20 protein-coding genes are annotated in these 18,585 nt (G+C 63.3%); 13 read left to right on the forward strand and 7 right to left on the reverse strand.

Going from position 1 to position 18,585, the window contains the following annotated elements:
• Positions 1-75 precede the first annotated feature (75 nt).
• Entirely contained in the window at positions 76-1,569 is a 1,494-nt protein-coding gene (gene glpK, locus C8C89_RS13705; protein WP_133990388.1) for a glycerol kinase GlpK, read from the forward strand.
• Positions 1,570-1,573: 4 nt separating this feature from the next.
• On the opposite strand, the gene C8C89_RS13710 is transcribed toward glpK, so the two are convergent.
• From C8C89_RS13710 to C8C89_RS13725, 4 genes are read right to left on the reverse strand one after another with little or no spacing between them, the layout of a single operon-like run.
• A complete protein-coding gene (locus tag C8C89_RS13710) occupies positions 1,574-1,948 on the reverse strand; it encodes a hypothetical protein (protein WP_133990390.1) in 375 nt (124 codons plus the stop codon).
• Positions 1,945-3,129, reverse strand: coding sequence for an alpha/beta hydrolase-fold protein (locus tag C8C89_RS13715; RefSeq protein ID WP_166674730.1), 1,185 nt, complete (start codon positions 3,127-3,129; stop codon positions 1,945-1,947). Before C8C89_RS13715 ends, C8C89_RS13710 begins: the two co-directional genes overlap by 4 nt.
• 20 nt (positions 3,130-3,149) lie before the next feature.
• Positions 3,150-3,713, reverse strand: a complete 564-nt coding sequence (locus C8C89_RS13720; RefSeq protein ID WP_243858008.1) for a YdcF family protein — start codon at positions 3,711-3,713, stop codon at positions 3,150-3,152.
• Positions 3,714-3,767: 54 nt separating this feature from the next.
• Positions 3,768-4,412, reverse strand: coding sequence for a cysteine hydrolase family protein (locus C8C89_RS13725; RefSeq protein ID WP_243858009.1), 645 nt, complete (start codon positions 4,410-4,412; stop codon positions 3,768-3,770).
• Positions 4,413-4,525: 113 nt separating this feature from the next.
• On the opposite strand from C8C89_RS13725, the gene C8C89_RS13730 reads away from it, so the two are divergent.
• Positions 4,526-5,524: a helix-turn-helix domain-containing protein gene (locus C8C89_RS13730; RefSeq protein WP_166674731.1), complete on the forward strand. Its 999-nt coding sequence runs from the start codon at positions 4,526-4,528 to the stop codon at positions 5,522-5,524.
• On the opposite strand, the gene C8C89_RS13735 is transcribed toward C8C89_RS13730, so the two are convergent.
• A complete protein-coding gene (locus C8C89_RS13735) occupies positions 5,501-6,361 on the reverse strand; it encodes a tetratricopeptide repeat protein (RefSeq protein WP_133990394.1) in 861 nt (286 codons plus the stop codon). The genes C8C89_RS13730 and C8C89_RS13735 overlap by 24 nt on opposite strands.
• Positions 6,362-6,475: 114 nt before the next feature.
• On the opposite strand from C8C89_RS13735, the gene C8C89_RS13740 reads away from it, so the two are divergent.
• A complete protein-coding gene (locus C8C89_RS13740; RefSeq protein ID WP_133990396.1) occupies positions 6,476-7,240 on the forward strand; it encodes an AraC family transcriptional regulator in 765 nt (254 codons plus the stop codon).
• A 58-nt stretch (positions 7,241-7,298) separates the two neighbouring features.
• Entirely contained in the window at positions 7,299-8,243 is a 945-nt protein-coding gene (locus C8C89_RS13745; RefSeq protein WP_133990398.1) for a DMT family transporter, read from the forward strand.
• Here the strand turns inward: C8C89_RS13745 and C8C89_RS13750 are convergent.
• Both C8C89_RS13750 and C8C89_RS13755 read right to left on the reverse strand, forming a co-directional pair.
• Positions 8,209-8,556 carry a hypothetical protein gene (locus C8C89_RS13750; protein ID WP_101481893.1) on the reverse strand — a complete coding sequence of 116 codons (348 nt, stop codon included), beginning with the start codon at positions 8,554-8,556 and terminating at the stop codon, positions 8,209-8,211. The genes C8C89_RS13745 and C8C89_RS13750 overlap by 35 nt on opposite strands.
• A 148-nt stretch (positions 8,557-8,704) precedes the next feature.
• On the reverse strand, positions 8,705-9,205 hold the full coding sequence (locus C8C89_RS13755; protein ID WP_034754979.1) for an Lrp/AsnC ligand binding domain-containing protein: 501 nt from the start codon (positions 9,203-9,205) through the stop codon (positions 8,705-8,707).
• Between the two features lie 105 nt (positions 9,206-9,310).
• Between C8C89_RS13755 and C8C89_RS13760 the strand changes: the two genes are divergently transcribed.
• The 9 genes from C8C89_RS13760 to C8C89_RS13800 all read left to right on the forward strand — a co-directional run bounded on the left by C8C89_RS13760 (position 9,311) and on the right by C8C89_RS13800 (position 18,577).
• A complete protein-coding gene (locus C8C89_RS13760; RefSeq protein ID WP_133990400.1) occupies positions 9,311-10,600 on the forward strand; it encodes a D-amino acid dehydrogenase in 1,290 nt (429 codons plus the stop codon).
• Position 10,601: 1 nt separating this feature from the next.
• The gene (gene alr, locus C8C89_RS13765) at positions 10,602-11,723 is read left to right on the forward strand and encodes an alanine racemase (protein ID WP_133990402.1); all 1,122 of its coding nucleotides are present in this window, start codon (positions 10,602-10,604) and stop codon (positions 11,721-11,723) included.
• 203 nt (positions 11,724-11,926) lie between these two features.
• Positions 11,927-12,484 (forward strand): NAD(P)H-dependent oxidoreductase, encoded by a 558-nt coding sequence (locus C8C89_RS13770; RefSeq protein ID WP_101481890.1) that lies wholly within the window; start codon positions 11,927-11,929, stop codon positions 12,482-12,484.
• A gap of 143 nt (positions 12,485-12,627) precedes the next feature.
• A complete protein-coding gene (locus C8C89_RS13775; protein ID WP_133990404.1) occupies positions 12,628-14,202 on the forward strand; it encodes a sensor domain-containing diguanylate cyclase in 1,575 nt (524 codons plus the stop codon).
• A gap of 146 nt (positions 14,203-14,348) precedes the next feature.
• Positions 14,349-14,882, forward strand: coding sequence for a hypothetical protein (locus C8C89_RS13780; protein WP_133990406.1), 534 nt, complete (start codon positions 14,349-14,351; stop codon positions 14,880-14,882).
• Between the two features lie 44 nt (positions 14,883-14,926).
• Entirely contained in the window at positions 14,927-15,361 is a 435-nt protein-coding gene (locus C8C89_RS13785; RefSeq protein ID WP_133990408.1) for a hypothetical protein, read from the forward strand.
• Between the two features lie 126 nt (positions 15,362-15,487).
• Positions 15,488-15,835, forward strand: coding sequence for a hypothetical protein (locus tag C8C89_RS13790; RefSeq protein WP_133990410.1), 348 nt, complete (start codon positions 15,488-15,490; stop codon positions 15,833-15,835).
• Position 15,836: 1 nt separating this feature from the next.
• Positions 15,837-17,192 carry a TolC family protein gene (locus C8C89_RS13795; protein WP_243858010.1) on the forward strand — a complete coding sequence of 452 codons (1,356 nt, stop codon included), beginning with the start codon at positions 15,837-15,839 and terminating at the stop codon, positions 17,190-17,192.
• A 2-nt stretch (positions 17,193-17,194) separates the two neighbouring features.
• A complete protein-coding gene (locus C8C89_RS13800) occupies positions 17,195-18,577 on the forward strand; it encodes a copper oxidase (RefSeq protein WP_101481884.1) in 1,383 nt (460 codons plus the stop codon).
• Positions 18,578-18,585 lie beyond the last annotated feature (8 nt).

Raw genomic sequence — 18,585 nt, forward strand, 5'->3', positions numbered from 1 at the left:
AAACTTCCGCCGCCGTTGTCCCGGGGCACGGGCGTTTGCCTGTGCCCCTTTCACTGTAAAGACGTAGTAGCGACCATGACCAAATATATACTTGCTTTAGACCAGGGCACCACCAGTTCGCGCGCCATCCTGTTTGACCATGCGGGCCGGCCGCACGCCAGCGCACAGCGCGAATTTCGCCAGATTTTCCCCCAGCCGGGCTGGGTCGAGCATGACGCGGGCGAAATCTGGGCTTCGCAAGAGGGCGTGCTGCAGCAGGTGCTGCGCGACAGCGGCGTGGCCGCATCCGACGTGGCCGCCATCGGCGTGACCAACCAGCGCGAAACGACGGTGTTGTGGGACCGCGCCACGGGCGAGCCTGTCGCCAACGCCATCGTGTGGCAAGACCGGCGCAATGCGGCTTATTGCGAGCAACTTGTCGAGCAGGGCAAGGCGGATTTGATCCAGCGCAAGACGGGCCTGGTGCTGGACGCCTATTTTTCCGCCACCAAATTGAAATGGCTGCTCGACAACGTTCCCGGCGCCCGCGCGCGGGCAGAGCGGGGCGAGCTGGCCTTCGGCACTGTCGACAGCTGGCTGATCTACAAGATGAGCGGCGCGCACATCACGGACACGAGCAACGCGGCGCGCACCATGCTGTTCAACATCCATACCCTGCAATGGGACACGGATTTGCTGGCGCTGCTGGACATTCCCGCCGCGCTGCTGCCCGACGTCGTGCCATCGAGCGGCGTGGCCGCTCACACGCATGCGGCACTGTTGGGCGTGTCCGTGCCGATCGCCGGCATCGCGGGCGACCAGCAGGCGGCCACGTTTGGCCAGGCCTGTCTGAAACCGGGCATGGCGAAGAATACCTACGGCACCGGCTGCTTCATGCTGATGAACGTGGGCAAGCGCCCCTTGCCCTCGAAAAACCGGTTGTTGACGACGGTGGGCTGGAGCCTGGGGCCGGGAACAAATAAAACTGACTACTTGCTCGAAGGTAGCGCCTTTATCGCGGGCGCGGCCGTGCAATGGATGCGCGACGGGCTGGGCATCATCCGCGACTCGTCCGAAGTGGAAGCGCTGGCTACCAGCGTGCCCGATTCGGGCGGCCTGGTCTTCGTGCCTGCATTCGCGGGACTCGGCGCACCGTACTGGGACCCGTATGCGCGCGGCACCCTGATCGGCATCACGCGCGGCACGGGCAAGGCGCACATCGCGCGCGCCGCATTGGAAGGCGTGGCCTACCAGAACGTGGACGTCCTGTCCGCCATGCAGGATGACGCGGGCATCGCGCTATCCGAGTTGCGCGTGGACGGCGGCGCGGCGCGCAACGACATGCTGATGCAGTTCCAGGCCGACATCTTGAATGTGCCCGTGGTGCGCCCCGTGGTGACGGAAACGACGGCCCTGGGCGCGGCCTACCTGGCGGGCCTGGCCGTGGGTTTCTGGGCATCGCAGGAAGAAATCGCCGCCCAGTGGCAGGTGGGACGCCGTTTTGAACCGGCCATGGCGGCCGACGAGCGCCTGACGCGGCTGCACAAATGGCAGCGCGCCGTGGAGCGCTCGCGCGACTGGAGCGAGTGACGGCTTACTGGCCTGGCCTTGTCATAAGCCTTGCTACACGCTTCAGCAGGCCCGGCAGCAACAGGGCCGCGCTTGCGGCACACAGGGCGCTGGCGGCATAGGCTATGCTCGCTGTGATCGATGGCGTTGCAAATGCCAGCGCGAAACTGCCATACAGCACCGCGCCGCACAGCGCACCCGCGCAGGACGACAGCCAGTGGCCATGCGCCACGTCCACACGCCGCGCCAGCGCGCCAAAGGCGGCAATGCACACCCCCAGCATCAGCACGCCAAACAGATACAGGCTTGCAGCGGCGCCAATCGGCTCCGCATCGGCGGCGGCCAACGACGGCACGGCAAGCAAGCTCGTCAGGATGAAACCGAGGCTGAAGGCGATCATGGGCGCTGCACCGGTGCATCTTGCGACAGGGCCAGCAGTGAGCGGCTCCAGACATTGCTCCACGTATTCATGCTATGACCGCTGGGCACGTAGGTTTCCTGCACCAGGGCGCCGCGTGCGCGCAGGTTCGTGGTCACGGTATGCGCATTGACATGGAAGGACGTTTCCAGTTGGCCGGCGCCTACGAAGACGCGGCGCGCCGGCAGGCGGGTATCCGTGCGCGATTTCCACTGCGCCGGCGACATGATAATGGCGCCACTAAATATATCGGGCTTGTCCAGTAGCATATCGAGTGCCCACGCGCCGCCATTCGAATAGCCTGCGCTGTAGCGCGCTAGCGGAGCAGCCTGTCTTTCTATCTGCTGCACCAGCGTGACTGTGACAAAGTGCATGAAGGCGTCATAACGGGCCGGATTGTAGCCAAATAATAATTCTTCAATGCGGATGCTAATCGCATGTTCCTTATCCTCCGATGTATGAATGCCCACAAAAACAAATCGGCTCAAATCGCGTTTATCGAGCAGTGCACTTTTGACCATGAATTCGAGTGACTTGCCATCGGCCGTGTAAATTACCTGGCATGGCGCTACGCTTAGCAGGCATGCATCACCTTTGATGACGGTGACCTTGCGCATGCCGAATTCCTGGTTGATTTCAAATGCGTGTTCGGTCAGTTCCATGCCCGCATTCTTGAGCACGGATTTATCTGTGTTGCTGAGTGGGTCAGGAAATTGCCCGCTGCCATTGTAGGTAATGCTACGGCTGGAAGGTTGGGCTACATTCATTAGGGATAGTTCCAGCAGCGATTTGTCCATCTCTTTCCAGCGAAACTTCGCTGCATAGATGCCATCGGCGATGGGGTCGAGATAAGCCTGTATGTCGCAGCACAGATAAGGCTTGCCTGCGTACTGAATATCGCCGGAGACGACCTTCGCGGCAAGCAACAGCGTATCGCCTTCAATATGGAGTGAAAAATTTTGTTTTGCGGACAATGCCAGCGCTTTTGCCACATCCGTGCTGGCCAGCGCATCTTTGCACGGTGTGGCATAACCCGTGCTTTTATTGTCGGCGCTGCATTTCGTGAAATCGCGCAAGGCGATTTCTTCTATTTTCTGGGCAAAGCCGGAATTGAGGACGCCGCAGGCGGCAATAAAAGAAAAAACCAGTAGCAATTTCCGCATGTATTCCATCCCCTTTATAATTAGTGGTGAAAAGAATAATACACTGCATAGCCTGCCGTTTCCCGGGGAATTGAATATAAATCGCGCAGCTCAAAATAGGGCGCATGCACATTGCCGCTGACGGCTATGCCGGCCCGCGCCAAAGCCAGCCGGAAGCGGGGCACGTGAAAGTATTGCGTGGCGACCATGGCTGTCTTCCAGCCGTGCGCGCGCATGAGAAGCGCCGTATTGCGCGCCGTGGCATCCGTGGTCCAGCCTTGATTATCCTCGATGATGGCGCTGGCCGGCACGCCGTGCTTGACCAGGTAGCGGGCCATGGAAGCCGCTTCGTCGAACCCTTCCTTGCCCGTCGCACCGCTGACAAGGATGCGCGGCGCCCTGTGTTGCTGGAACTGCTTGAGCGCCACGTCGAGCCGCGCCTGCAGGCGGGGACTGGGCGTGCCGTCCGGCATGATCGTATTGCCGGGCACGACGATCACGTCGGCGGGCGCCAGCTTGTCGTTGAGTCCCGCCAGCACCAGCGCTGTCGTGGCCAGCAGGAAAACCCCCGCCGTCGTTAAGCCCAGCACAGTTATTTTTCGCATTGTTCATCGTCAAGTAGGGAATGGACGCATGATACCCGTCCATTCCCGCCGGCGTCAGTTCGCCTGCGCCTTGCGCGCGCGCTGGTTCGACAGATAAATATTGTCCTTTTCCAGCGGCTTGCCTTCCCGCACGGCAGCCAGCCAGTCCTGCGTGCTGACGACGGCGGCGAAATTCGAATGAAACACGGTGCTGAAGACGCGGTGGATTTCCTCGGCGCTGGCCGTGCCGCCCGCGTTGGCGTAGGGCAGGGTGCCGGTGGCGTCTTGCAGGAATTCCACCTGCAAGCCGTCGTGCGCGGCGTGGTAGATGGTGGCGGCGTCGCAGTTGTGGGTCATGTAGCCGATTACCGTCAGGGTATCGATGCCATGGTCCTCCAGCCAGGCGCGCAAGTCCGTACCCGCAAAGGCGCTGCCCATGGTCTTGTTGATGCGGTGGTCGGCGGGGAAGGCGGCCACTTGCGGATGCAGCAGCCAGCCATCGCTGCCTTTGGCAAAGATGGGGGAGGCTTCCGGCGCGTCGTGCTGGACGACGATCACGGGCACGCCGGCGGCGCGGGCGGCGGCCATGGCGGTGACGATATTCGGCAGGGATATCTCGACGGACGGATATTCGATGGGCATGTCGCCCGTGAAGTATTCATTTTGTACATCGATGACGAGCAGGGCGCGGCGCGTGGTGGTGGATATTTCGGTGGACATGGGTTCTCCTGGCAAGGTTGAAAGGAGGAAATAGCTCCTCGATAAGGCCATTGTCAGGCCGCGCGATACAAACAAAAAGTGGCCCAAAGGACTTTATACGATAAAATCGGGCCATGCCTACTATTCCCTCTCCTTCCGCTCCCTTGAGCATCGCCGTGATCGCTTTCGACGGCATGACGCCATTCCACCTGTCTGTGCCTTGCCTCGTGTTTGGCGCCCAGACGGACGAGGCCGATCTGCCGCAGTTTTACGTGCGCGTGTGCGCCGCCGATCCCGCGCCCTTGCGCACGACGGCCGGCTTTGCCATTGCGCCCGAGTTCGGACTGGAAGGGCTGGAGGACGCCGATATCGTCATCATGCCGGCCTGGCACGACGATTGCCGCGATGCGCCGCAGCCCCTGGTCGCGGCGCTGCAGGCGGCCGGCCGGCGCGGGGCGCGCATGGTGGGACTGTGCCTGGGCGCGTTTCCCCTGGCGCAGGCAGGTTTGTTGGATGGCAAGCGCGCGGCCACGCATTGGGGCATGGCGGAGCGGCTGGCGGCCCGTTATCCCAAGGTCAGGGTGGACCGGGAAGTGCTGTATGTGGACGATGGCGCCGTGCTGACGTCGGCCGGCGTAGCGGCCGGCCTCGATTGCTGCCTGCATCTGTTGCGCCAGCTGGCGGGCGCCGAGGTGGCCAACAGGGTGGCGCGCCGCTTGCTGGTGGCGCCGCACCGCCAGGGCGGGCAGGCGCAATTCATCGAGCGCCCGCTGCCTGTGTCCGGCAGCGAAGGGCGCTTTGCCGACGTGCTCGCTAGCGTGACCGCCAAGCTGGACCAGGCGCACAGCATCGACGCGCTGGCCGAACAGGCTGCCATGAGCCGGCGCAATTTTACGCGCCACTTCCGCCAGGCCATGGGTACCTCGTTCAAGCAGTGGCTGCTGAACCAGCGCCTGGCGCATGCGCAAGGCTTGCTGGAAAAAAGCGCGGCGTCGATCGATGTTGTGGCGCAAGAGGCCGGCTTCGGCACGGCCCTGTCCCTGCGCCAGCATTTCCGCGCCAGCCTGCAGACGTCGCCTTCGGCGTATCGCAAGCTGTTCCGGCAGCAACTAAGCCATGCCCGACAACCATAGCGCTGCCGGGTCGCGGCTGCCCTGGGGCAGCCTCGCGCTGACGGCGATTTGCCGTGCAATAAAGGCGGCCGGCTCGAAGGCGTAGCGCTCCTGGAAGGACACGGTTTCCGCGCTCATCAGTTCCGCATACGTCTGCATCAGGGTCGAGGCGCAACGGTAGTTGCCGTGCTCCAGATAGCTTTCCATGGCGGCCAGCAGCACGGGGTAGTCCGCATTCTCCTTGTTGCCGCCAAAGTTGAACGACAGCTGCCCGCAGGCGCGCCAGATGGGATCAAGTTCCCCATCCGGCACCGGCTGCGTGCGCAGCCATTGCAAGGCCTTGAATGGCGGGCCGCCAAAGGACGGTGGCGATATGATCGCCTGGATGGCCACCTTGACGGCTGCATCGGTTCTTCCCGCGCGCACATACTGGCCATGCAGCAGTACCAGCGCATCCGTATATTCGGGAACGATGGCCAGCGCCGCTTCCAGCAGGGCGATGGCCTCGTCCGGGTTGCGCTGAGCGATATGTTCCTTGGCCGCCAGGAAGGCGGCGCGCGGCGAGGCGGGGTCATCGGCCAGCGAGGGCGTGGCGACGTACTCGTCCTCCGCAGCCGCATGGGCTTGCAAAAACGCCGTCAGGCTGGAAAAGTGCGGCTGGATACGCCATTCGTCGTGCCAGGTTTCGACGACGATCGGTTCGGCCCCTTCGCGGCCGATGGGCCAATACAGGCCGAAGGTGTCGCCATTGCCCAGCGCACCTTCAAAGAAGGGGGCGAAGCCGAGCGGTGGATACGGAGTCGTGTGTTGCCAGTCTTGTTCCACCGAAATGTGGGCGAGGTTCGCAGGTCGTTGCATGGAGGTAGGGAAAGATAAAACGTCAGTGTAGGGCAAGTGGGCAGCGCCAGGCGCGCGTCTCGGTGCACCTGTCTGCTGATAAAATGGGAGACTCTTTGCCCAGGCGGCCTCGCCATGTCCAGCACACCACACTCTGCCATCGACTTCAGCTTTCGCAGCTATGCGGAAATCGGCGCGCCGAACCGGCACGATTTCGTGCAACTGGTGCTGCCCCTGCATGGCCAGCTGTTGCTGGACATCGACGGCAGGCCGGGGAAGGTGGATACGCAGCTGGGCGTGGTGATCCCGGCCAATACATGGCATGCCCAGCATAGCCAGGTGGCAAACCACTCCATCATCCTCGACGTGGATGCGGCCACCGTGGCCAGGGGCTGCTGGCAATTGCTGCTGGAGCGTCCCTATACGGCGATCGGGCCGGGCGCCCGCAAGCTGATCGAATACCTGGGCCTGATGGTGCAGCAGGAGGCGCTGACGCCAGCCATCGTCACGGCCTGGACGCCGCTATTGCTCGATACCTTGCTGGTGGGAGAGCCGCAGCCCCGTTCGCGCCTGGGGGCGCTCATTGCCCGTGTGCAAGCCGAGCCTGGCTTGCCCTGGTCGACGGCGTCGATGGCGCGCTTCGCCAACCTCAGTGTCAGCCGCCTGCACGCGTTGTTCCGCGAGGAAATGGGTGCCAGTCCACATGCCTGGCTGTTGCAGCAGCGCATGGCGCGCGCTTGCGAACTGCTTGCCGCCAGCGACGCCAGCCTAGCCGGGATCGCGCTGGCGGCCGGCTTTTCCGAGCAAAGCGCGCTGACGCGGGCCATGCGCGACAGCATGGATGTCACGCCTGCCGCCTACCGGCGCGCATGTCGCGAGAAACGGTCAACAAGGCAGTAGCTGGTGCCAAGAATGGACGCGGCAGACTTGCCACAATCTCCTTTTCAGGAGATTGAACATGCATCAAGAAAACAAGAGCCTGCTGGGCATGCTGGCCGGCATAGCCGCGGGCGCGCTATGGGGGCTGGTGTTCCTGGCGCCGGCGCTGATCCCCGCCTTCCAGCCGCTGGAACTGTCCGTGGGCCGCTACCTCGCGTATGGCTTGATCGCGGCCGTGCTGGTCGCGCCGTCGTGGCGGCGCCTGCTGCGCGTACTGACCTGGCGCGAATGGCGCGGGCTGATCTGGCTCAGCCTGACAGGCAATATTGTGTATTACGTGCTGCTGGCCAGCGCCGTGCAGGCCGGTGGCGTGGCCATGACGTCGATGGTGATCGGCTTGCTGCCGCTGGTCGTCACGCTCGTGGGCAGCCGCGACCGGCATGCCGTGCCGTTACGGCGCCTGCTTCCCTCGCTAGTGCTGAGCGTAGCCGGGTTGGCCTGCATTAGCTGGCAGTCGCTCGCGCATGCGGGCCATGCATCCCTGTTGGGTTTGCTGTGTGCGCTGGCTGCGCTGCTGTCGTGGACGGTGTATGCGGTCGGTAACAGCCGCTGGCTGGGGCGGTTGCGCTCGGTCTCGGCGCAGGAGTGGAATTTGCTGACGGGCGTGGTCACGGGTGGTGCCGCGCTGCTGCTGGCCATTCCCGTCGCACTTGCCGCGCCCGCCGCGCATGCCGACATGGCCTGGCTGCAGTTTGCCGCCGTAGTCACGGGTGTCGCGCTGCTGTGTTCCGTCGTTGGCAATGGCTTGTGGAACCATGCCAGCCGGGTCTTGCCGCTGACCCTGATGGGGCAGATGATTGTGTTTGAATTCCTGTTTGCCTTGCTGTACGGCTATCTGTGGGAGCAGCGCTGGCCCACGCTTGCCGAGGCTGCGGCCAGCATGCTGTTACTGGCGGGCGTGGTGGCTTGTGCTGCGGCGCACCGGCCGCCTACTTGCGTGGCTCGTGTATCCGGAATTTCCTGACGACACCCGCCTGGTCGAACATGACAGCCACTTCGCGCGTGCCTTTTTCGCCCAGCAGGGGGATCAGCCGCGTCACCTTGGGCGTTTGCAGCTGGTTCTTGTAGACCCAGACTTCATAGCCGGGATCGAAGCTGACCACGGTGGCGTTGCCCAGGGCCGCGTCGAGGTCGAGGCGGGTGGTCTTGCCGACCTTGATGTTTTGGTAGATGGCGCCATTGTCCGGCGCGCGGTTGACCTTGTATTCACTGGCGGTGCACATGGCCACGGCCAGGCCCGCGAGGCAGGAAGCTGCCAGTTTTATCAATGTGTTCATACGGACTCCCAATGTGCATCACTGCTTCCAATCTCAGAGGGGACGGGCGTGATGTCAGGAGGGAGTGTGCTTGGGTCGCCACGAATGTGCTACAAGATTATACAAAGGAGCATAAAACGATGCTGCCGGTACCGGCTGGCGCTACTTTTTACCTGCTCTGCAATACGTCGGTCGAGAGCGCCAGGGTTTCCTTGATTTCTTCCATCACCACATAGCTTTTCGATTGCGCGGCGCCCGGCAGCTGCAACAGCATGTCGCCCAGCAGCTTGCGGTACTCGGCCATTTCATGGATGCGCGCCTTGATCAGGTAATCGAAGTCGCCCGACACCAGGTGGCATTCCTGCACTTCGGGAATTTGCAGCACTTCGCGGCGGAATTGTTCGAAGGCAGACGCCGATTTTTGATTGAGCGTAATCTCCACAAAGACGAGCAGCTTGGCGCCCAGCGCGGCCGGGTTCACCTTGGCGTGGTAGCCCGTGATGACGCCGTCGCGCTCCATGCGCTTGACCCGCTCGATGCAGGGCGTGATCGACAGGCCCACCTGTTCGCCCAGGTCTTTCATCGAGATGCGGCCATCCTGTTGCAGGATGCGCAGGATGTGGCGGTCCAGCTTGTCGAGGCCACGTGCCGATTCTTTAAGGATTCTCATGATTTATTGCTGAATATCTCGATTTATACGTGAACAAATACTGGCTCTTTCCCAATATGATAGCGGTTAATCTGGCGTCAGCCTAAAAAATATAATGAGGAAACTATGCGTATCGTGATTCTGGGTAGCGGCGTCATCGGCGTCACCAGTGCTTACTATCTGGCCAAGGCAGGACATGAGGTGACCGTCATCGACCGCCAGCCGGGCCCTGCACTGGAAACCAGCTTCGCGAATGCGGGGCAAATCTCGCCCGGCTACGCTTCGCCATGGGCCGCGCCCGGCATTCCCCTGAAAGCCGTGAAGTGGATGATGCAGCGCCACGCGCCACTGGCCATCTCGCTCGACGGCAGCGCCGCCCAGCTCAAATGGATGTGGCAGATGTTGCGTAATTGCACACCGGAAGCGTATGCGGTGAACAAGGAACGCATGGTGCGCCTGGCTGAATACAGCCGCGACTGCTTCAAGGTGCTGCGCGCGGAGGCTGGCATCACCTATGAAGGCCGCCAGCAAGGCACGATGCAATTGTTCCGCACCGAAAAACAATACAACGACGCCGCCAAGGATATCGAAGTATTGAAAGACGCGGGTGTGCCGTATGAAGTGCTGCAGCGCAACGAGCTGTCGCGTGCCGAGCCGGCCCTGGAAGCGGTCAAGGATAAACTGTTCGGCGGCTTGCGCCTGCCCAACGATGAAACGGGCGATTGCCAGCTGTTTACCACCCGCCTGTCCGAGATGGCCGAGGCGCTGGGCGTGAAGTTCCGTTACGGCGTGTCGATCGATGCCTTGCTCACGCAGGGAGATGAAATCGCTGGTGTGCAATGCGGCGCGGAAATCGTCAAGGCCGATTCCTATGTGGTGGCCCTGGGTTCCTACTCGACGGGCTTCATGAAGCCGCTGCTGGACATTCCCGTGTATCCGCTGAAGGGCTATTCGATCACCGTGCCTATCGTCAACGCGGCCAAGGCGCCCGTGTCGACCATCCTCGATGAAACGTACAAGATTGCCGTCACGCGTTTCGACGACCGCATCCGCGTGGGCGGCATGGCGGAAATCGCCGGCTACAACCTGAACCTGAATCCGCGCCGCCGCGAAACCCTGGAAATGGTCGTCAACGACCTGTTCCCTGGCGGCGGCAACACGGTGGAAGCCACCTTCTGGACTGGTCTGCGCCCGATGACGCCGGACGGCACGCCGATCGTCGGCCGCACGCCGCTGCGCAACCTGTTCCTCAACACGGGCCACGGCACCCTGGGCTGGACCATGTCCTGCGGTTCGGCGCAATTGCTGGCCGACCTGATGTCGTCGAAACAGCCGGCCATTTTGGCCGACGACCTGTCTGTCAGCCGCTACAGCGGCGCGCAGCGCGGCGGCAAATTGCAATACGCGGGAGCCTGAGATGGCCGGTAGCATGCCTGCCAAGGAGCGTAGTGGCGCCATCCTGACGGTCGACCTGGACGCCGTGCGCGCCAACTACCGCTTGCTGCGCGACAAGGCGCACCCGGCCGCCTGCTCGGCTGTGGTGAAGTCCGACGCGTATGGCCTGGGCGCCGCGCAAGTGGGCGCGGCCCTGTATGAAGAGGGTTGCCGCCATTTCTTCGTGGCCCACCTGGAAGAGGGCATCAGCCTGCGCCCGCATGTGGCGCCGGACGCGGAAATTTTCGTGCTGCATGGCCCGCCCGTCGATACGGAAGCTGAATTCACGGCCCACGGCCTGACGCCAGTGCTCAACAGCGAGCCGCAGGTGGCGGGCTGGCGCAAACATGCGCAAGCACTGGGCACCACCCTGAACGCCGTCGTGCAGGTCGATACGGGCATGTCGCGCATGGGCTTGTCGCCGCAGGAAATCGACGCTTGGCTGGCTGATGCACACTTTCTTGACGGCATCAACGTTCGCTACATCATGAGCCACCTGGCGTGTGCCGACGAGCGCAGCAACCCCATGAATGGCGAGCAACTGGCCCGTTTCATCGCCATCCGCGCCCGTTTGCCGCAATACCGCGCCAGCCTGGCCAATTCCTCGGGCATTTTCCTGTCGCCCGATTTTCACTTTGACCTGGTGCGCCCCGGTGCGGCCCTGTACGGCATCGCGCCGCAGGGCGGCGAGCCCAATCCCCTGCGTTCCGTGGTGCGCCTGCAAGGCAAGGTCATGCAGACGCGCACGATTGCCGCCGGCGACCACGTGGGCTACAGCCGCCGCTACACGGCCAGCGAGCCGCGCCAGGTGGCGACTATTTCCGTCGGCTATGCCGATGGCTGGCTGCGCAGCATGAGCAACCAGGGCCTGGCCATCGTCGATGGCGTGAAAGTGCCGCAGATCGGCGCCATTTCCATGGATTCCATTACCCTGGACGTCAGCGCCATCGCCGAGGAGCGCGTCGCGCCGGGCAGCCTGGTCGACCTGATCTGCGCCGAACATCCGGTTGACGCCGTGGCGGCCATGGCCAATACCATCGGCTATGAAGTGCTGACCAACCTGGGCGGGCGTTACTACCGCGAATACCGGGGCTTGGCACGTTAGCGCACCTGCCAAAACGCCCATGGCGTTGTTGCCTTGCCTTGCCGTACATTCGTACTGTCTTCGGCAAGGCGCCTGGCCCTGTGCATTTTTCAGGCGCGCTGACTTCGCACGCTAGGCAGCGCAAAACCGATGATTGTGTGGCAAGATAGCCCTGGTATGAGCTTCACTCCAGGGCTTTCTTTTAACCGTTATCGGGGACTTTCATGAGCCAATATCAAGTTGCAATCATCGTCGGCAGCCTGCGCAAGGATTCCTTCAACCGCAAACTGGCCGACGCCATCATCAAGCTGGCGCCGCCCGAGTTTTCCTTCAAACATATCGACATCGGCGACTTGCCGCTGTACAACCAGGATGACGATGGCGCGCAGGCCGAGCAGGTGCTGCGCCTCAAATCCGACATTTCCGCGTCGCAAGCCTTGCTCTTCCTCACCCCCGAATACAACCGTTCCATCCCCGGCGTGCTGAAAAACGCCCTCGATCACGGCTCGCGCCCGTATGGCCAGAGCGTGTGGGGCGGCAAGCCGGGCGCCGTGCTGGGCGTCTCCGTGGGCGCCACGGGCACGGCCCTGGCGCAGCAGCATTTGCGCAATGTGCTCGCTTACCTGGACGTGCCGCTGCTGGGCCAGCCGGAGATGTTTATCCAGGCCAAGGAAGGCCTGTTCGACGAGCATGGCGGCATAGGCCCGGCCAGCCTGGGCTTCTTCCAGGGCTGGATGCAGCGCTATGTGGACTGGGTACGCAAGCACGCCATCCACGCTTGATGCAGGTCAAGGCGGCAGCGCTCTGCGTTGCCGCTTGTACACGTTCCTTGATTATGGATGCCAACATTTCAATATTGGCACGGGTGTCTCGGTATAATGCGCCCTTTCTTTAGCGCAATATTTCCCTATCTCTTGCCGACGCCATGTGGACTAAACCTGTTCTGCGCATGAATTTGCGCCGTTTGATCGTGCTCGTGGCCTTTGCCAGCGCCCTGGTGTCCCTGGCCAATACGTTCTTTGCCAGCTACAGCGTGCAGCGCCAGTTGCTGATCGATACCACGCTGGAAGCGAACCACGCCTACGCGAGCAAGTTGGCCAGCACGGCCGAGGATTTCCTGCAGTCGGCGCGCCAGCAGCTGGCCTACAGCGCTGGCGGCCTGGCGCGGCGCATGGGGGATGACGCCTGGCTGACGGACGAGGCGCAGCGCCTGCGCCTGCAAACGAACAGCTTCAACTCCGTGCTCATCGTCGACGCCCAGGGCAAGGTGCTGGGGGTGTCGCCGGAAACCCTGGCCCTCAAGTACCGCACGCTCGATTCGGCTGGCGCCGTGCAAGCGCTGCGCGAGCGGCGTCCGCTGGTGACGCAGCCGTACATGTCCTCTGCCGGCAACCTGGTGGTCTTCATTTCCCATCCCATCCTGGACAAGGATGGCCGCTACCTGGGCTATGTGGGCGGCAGCATCTACCTGAAACAGAAAAACATCCTGTACACCATGCTGGGCCAGCATTACTACCGCGATGGCTCGTATCTGTACGTGGTGGACCAGAACCGGCGCCTGCTGTACCACCCGGACCCCGGGCGCCTGGGCGACGTGGCTGGCAGCAACGATGTCATCGACACCATCATCGCGCAGCAGGGCGGTGGCAGCCGGCGCATGCATAACAGCCTGGGCGTGGATATGCTGGCCGGCTACGCCGTCATGCCGTCGACGGGCTGGGGCATCGTGGCGCAGCGCCCGACGGCGATGACCCTGGCACCGCTGAACCAGCTGATGGCCAATACGATATGGTATTCCCTGCCGATCGCCTTGCTGAGCTTGCCATTCATCTGGTGGCTGGCCAGTCTGATATCGCGGCCCCTGGTGCAGCTGGCCGAGAGCGCACGGCGCATGGATGCAGCGGGCACGGCCGAGCACATTGCCGCCATCCGCTCCTGGTATGTGGAGGCGGCACAGATCAAGAAGGCTCTGTTGAAAGGCTTGGCGTTGCTGCAGAATAAGATCGGCAAGCTGAAGACCGACGTGCAGACGGACCCGCTGACGGGCCTGTCGAACCGGCGTGGCATGGCGGCAGCGCTGGAAGAGTGGCAGGCGCAGGCGCGGCCGTTTTCCGTCATCGCCATCGACATCGACCATTTCAAGCAAGTCAACGACCAGTGGGGCCATGCCGTGGGCGACGACGTCATCCTGCGCCTGGCGCAGCTGATGCGCGCCTGTTCGCGCGATGCCGACGTGCTGTGCCGCAATGGCGGCGATGAATTCATCATGCTGTTGCCCGATGCCGACCTGGACGTGGCCATGCAGGTGGCCGAGCGCCTGCGCGCCAAGGTGGCCGCCGCCGTGATTCCCGGCGCGGGCGCCGTTACGGTCTCGCTGGGCGTGGTCTCGTCGGCGCACGGGGAGCGCGGCGCGGACGCCGTGCTGCTGGCGGCCGACGCGGCCCTATATGTGGCCAAGGAAAATGGGCGCAACCGGGTGGGTCTCGCCGAGCCGGCCTGACAGGCGTGCCGTGCGGCATAAACTGATCCGCTGTTTTTTGTTGAATCTGAGTCTGTCCGGTTTGCCCGCCAGCGCTTACCATGAGGCCAAGATAAGGTGCAACGAGAGAGTAATGGGCATGGCAGAAATGGCAGGGATGAGTATTGATGACGTTTGAGCAAGAACTTGGCATCCGCTGCGAGGTCAATGGCCAGTTGCACCCGCTGGCCTATCTCGGTTGCCGCGAACTCAATTACGGCCAGCACAGCGTGCTGCCGCTGCACCCGTTCCGCCTGAGCGTGCCGGAAGCGGCGCTGGCGGGACTGCTCGACGAACCGTTCAACAGTTTCGTGCAGGATTGCCGCAAAGACGACCTGCAATACGAGGAAAGCGACTTGCCCGCGCTCAGAGACGCCGGCTACCCCGACATCACGGGCATGCTGGCGGGCCACCGGCCGCTGCTGGCCGAAATGATTGACGACTTCATGATCGGCGACCTGATGTGGGCCATCGGGCGCGCCAGCGGCTACTGCCGGCCCCGCGCCCGTTACCGGGGCGACGTGGAGGCGTCCGATGGCCGCGCGTATTTCACCGTCAATAAAGTAGAGAAAATCCATTTTGCCGATGGCCAGGTCATATTGGAGGGGCAGGGCTACTACGGCGTGTACGTGATCTGGCTGACGCACGGCCGTCGCGCTTGACAGGGACTTGACCTTCCTCGTGTGGGAAGGTTTATAGTCCTGTCATGAACCACGCCTTTTTCCGCTTTCTCGCCCGCTCGCTGCTCTGGCTGCTGGCCGTCACGCTGCCCTTGCAGGGCTTTGCGTCGGCCATGCGCAGCTGCTGTGTGGGCGAGCTGGCGGCGACGGTCACCGTCGTGGCAGCGCAGGCGCAGGCACCTCAGTGCCACGATATGGGCAATATGGGTAGTATGGCCGACATGCGGATGACGGACCAGCCCATGAAAATGGCCATGGACGATGGCGGCGCCACGCACCATGGCCACGATTGCAGCAACCATGGGGCGTGTACCGTGGGCGCCACAGCGCCGCCCGGCATGCCAGTGTTGCACGCCTTGACCCTGCGCGCGCCGCCTCCGGCGCTGGCGCCCGATTCCCTGTTCGCCGGGCATATCCCGCTTGGTCCCGAACGTCCCCCGAGAAGCACGCACTCCGCCTGACCGCCCGTTGAACCTGGCGGTGCCGCCGTCGCACGTCCCTGCATCTTGATCTTGCAGCTTGCACCGGCCGCGCCAGCGTTCCAGTAGCGCGCCTGCCGCGCCATACCCTGTCAATCAAGGAATACCATGAAACACCTGTTCAGCCTCGCGCTGGCCGTGCTGCCGCTGGCCGCCAGTGCTGCCAGCCCTGCGGCATCGACGCCAGTTCCATCCGCCCCGCAAGAGGCGCAAGCGCCCGTGCCTGCCACCACATACCGCTCCGCCTTCGCGGGCTACCGACCCGCCGCCGAAGACGACGCCACGCCCGACCAGGCCTGGCGTGCCCTCAACGAGAAAGTCGGCAAGGCGGGCGGCCACATGGGCATGATGAAGATGGAGGGCCACAAGATGGAAGGCCACAAGACGCCAATGGCTAAGCCCAGTGCCAAGCCGGCCCCGCAGCCGGCTCAGCAACACCAGCATGAAGGACATTGACATGGCCCGTTCCACAAAATCAACTTGCCTCACGCCGCTGGCGCTGGCGGCCGTCCTGCTGCTCAGTGGTTGCGCCAGCTTCAGCCCGGATGGCGGCATGCAAACGGTGTCCGCGCTGGCCGACGCCCGCACGGGTGTCCCCGCAGCGCTGGCTGACAAAGGCGACGACAGGCTGGCGCAATTGCTGGCCCAGCCCCTGGACGCCGACAGCGCCGTGCGCATCGCCCTGATGAACAACCACGGCATGAAAGTGGCGCTGGCCGAACTGGGCGCGTCCGAGGCGGACCTGGTACAAGCGGGGCGCTTGCGCAATCCCGGCCTGTCATTCGGCCGCTCGCATGGTAGCCATGGCAATGAAATCGACCGGGGCGTCAGCTTCGACCTGGCCGGCTTGCTGACCATGCCGATGCGCGTGAATATCGAGCGGGGCCGTTTCGAGCAAGCCAAGCTGCAGGCAGCCATCAGCGCCGTGCAACTGGCGTCGGACACGCGTCGCGCCTACTTCAATGCTGTCGCCGCCGTGCAGACGGAAGCTTTCATGCAGCGGGCACTGCTGTCGGCCGAGGCGGGCGCCGAGCTGGCCACACGCTTGCAGCAGGCGGGCAACTGGAGCCGCCTCGACCAGGCGCGCCAGCAAGTGTTTTATGCGGATGCTGTCGGCGACCTGGCCCGCGCGCGCCATCAGGCATTGGTGACGCGCGAGCACCTGACGCGTCTGCTGGGCCTGTGGGGCAAGCAGGCCAGCTTTACTTTACCGTCGCGCCTGCCCGACTTGCCGGCCCAGGCGGTGGAGGCGGGCAATATCGAGGCGCAGGCCATGGAACAGCGCCTCGACGTGCAAAGAGCGAAACTTGATGCGCACGCCACGGCCGACGCACTGGGCCTGGCCAAGGTCACGGGTTTCGTCAATGTGCTCGACGTGGGCTATACCAACAAGAGCACGAGCGAGGCGCCGCGCGAGAATGGCTATGAGGTGTCGCTGGAATTGCCCCTGTTCGACTGGGGCTCGGCGCGCAACGCCAGGGCGCAAGCCTTGTATGAGCAGGCGCTGCAGCGCACGGCAGGCACGGCGGTGCAGGCCCGCTCCGAAGTGCGCGTAGCGTATTCCAGCTACCGCACGGCCTACGACCTGGCGCGCCACTACCGCGATGAAGTCGTGCCGCTGCGCAAGACGATCTCGCATGAAGTATTACTGCGCTACAACGGCATGCTGGCCAGCGTGTTCGAATTGCTGGCCGATGCGCGCGAACAGGTCGCCAGCGTGAACAGCGCCATCGAGACCCAGCGCGATTTCTGGATCGCCCAAACCGAATTGCAATCGGCCATCAATGGCAGCGGCCCAGCCGCGAAGGAATAATGATGATTACACGTAGAAACTTTTTCATGAATGCGGGTGCCGTCGCCCTGAGTGCGGCAGCGGTGAGTCGCGTGGGTGCGGCATCGTTGCCGGAAGCCGTCAGCATGGCTGGCGCCGACACCAAGGCGCCGCCGCCACCACCGAACGGGCGTCCGTACCACCCCGTCGTCACCCTGAATGGCTGGTCCTTGCCCTGGCGCATGAACAACAACGTCAAGGAATTCCATTTGGTGGCCGAGCCTGTCGTGCGCGAACTGGCGCCCGGCATGCAAGCCAACCTGTGGGGTTACAACGGCCAGTCGCCTGGCCCCACCATCGAAGTGGTGGAAGGCGACCGTGTGCGCATTTTTGTCACCAATAAATTGCCGGAACACACGAGCGTGCACTGGCATGGACAGCGTTTGCCCAACGGCATGGATGGCGTCACGGGCCTGACCCAGCCGGGCATTCCTCCCGGCAAGACTTTCGTGTATGAATTCGTCGCCAAGCGGCCTGGCACCTTCATGTACCACCCGCATGCGGATGAAATGACGCAGATGGCCATGGGCATGATGGGCTTCTGGGTGACGCACCCGAAAGACCCGAACTTCATGAAGGTGGACCGCGATTTCGTCTTCTTGCTCAGTAATTACGACATCGATCCCGGCAGCTACACGCCGAAGATCATGACCATGACGGATTTCAATTTGTTCACGTTTAATAGCCGCGTCTTCCCAGGCATCGATCCCATGGTGGTGCGCCAGGGCGACAAGGTCCGCGTGCGCGTGGGCAATCTGACCATGACCAACCACCCGATTCACATGCATGGCCATGAATTCGAGGTGACGGGCACCGATGGCGGCTGGACGCGCCCCGAATCGCGCTGGCCCGAAGTGACGACGGACGTGGCCGTGGGCCAGATGCGGGCCGTGGAATTCATGGCCACGGACCTGGGCGACTGGGCCTTCCACTGCCACAAGTCGCACCACACGATGAATGCCATGGGGCATGACGTGCCCACCATGATCGGCGTCGACCACCAGGGCGTGGCGGCGAAGATCAACCAGCTTGTGCCCGGCTACATGGTGATGGGCGAGCGCGGCATGGCCGACATGGGCGAGATGCAGATGCCGATTCCCGACAATACCTTGCCGATGATGGCCGGCGACGGCCCCTTCGGCGCCATCGGCATGGGCGGCATGTTTACCACGGTGAAGGTGCGCAAGGACCAGAAGCCGGGCGACTACCGCGACCCGGGCTGGTACAAGCACCCGGCCGGCAGCGTGGCCTATGAATGGACGGGCGCGTTGCCGGAGCCGGTGCGCGGCCAGGGCGCCGGCAAACCGGCCGTGAAGGGCGGCGTCGAGATGACGGTGCGCAAGCCGGCCGGCCACAGCGGGCATTAGTCTCCCGC

Origin of the sequence: Janthinobacterium sp. 75 (genome assembly GCF_004365495.1) — a bacterium.
GTDB lineage: Bacteria > Pseudomonadota > Gammaproteobacteria > Burkholderiales > Burkholderiaceae_D > Janthinobacterium.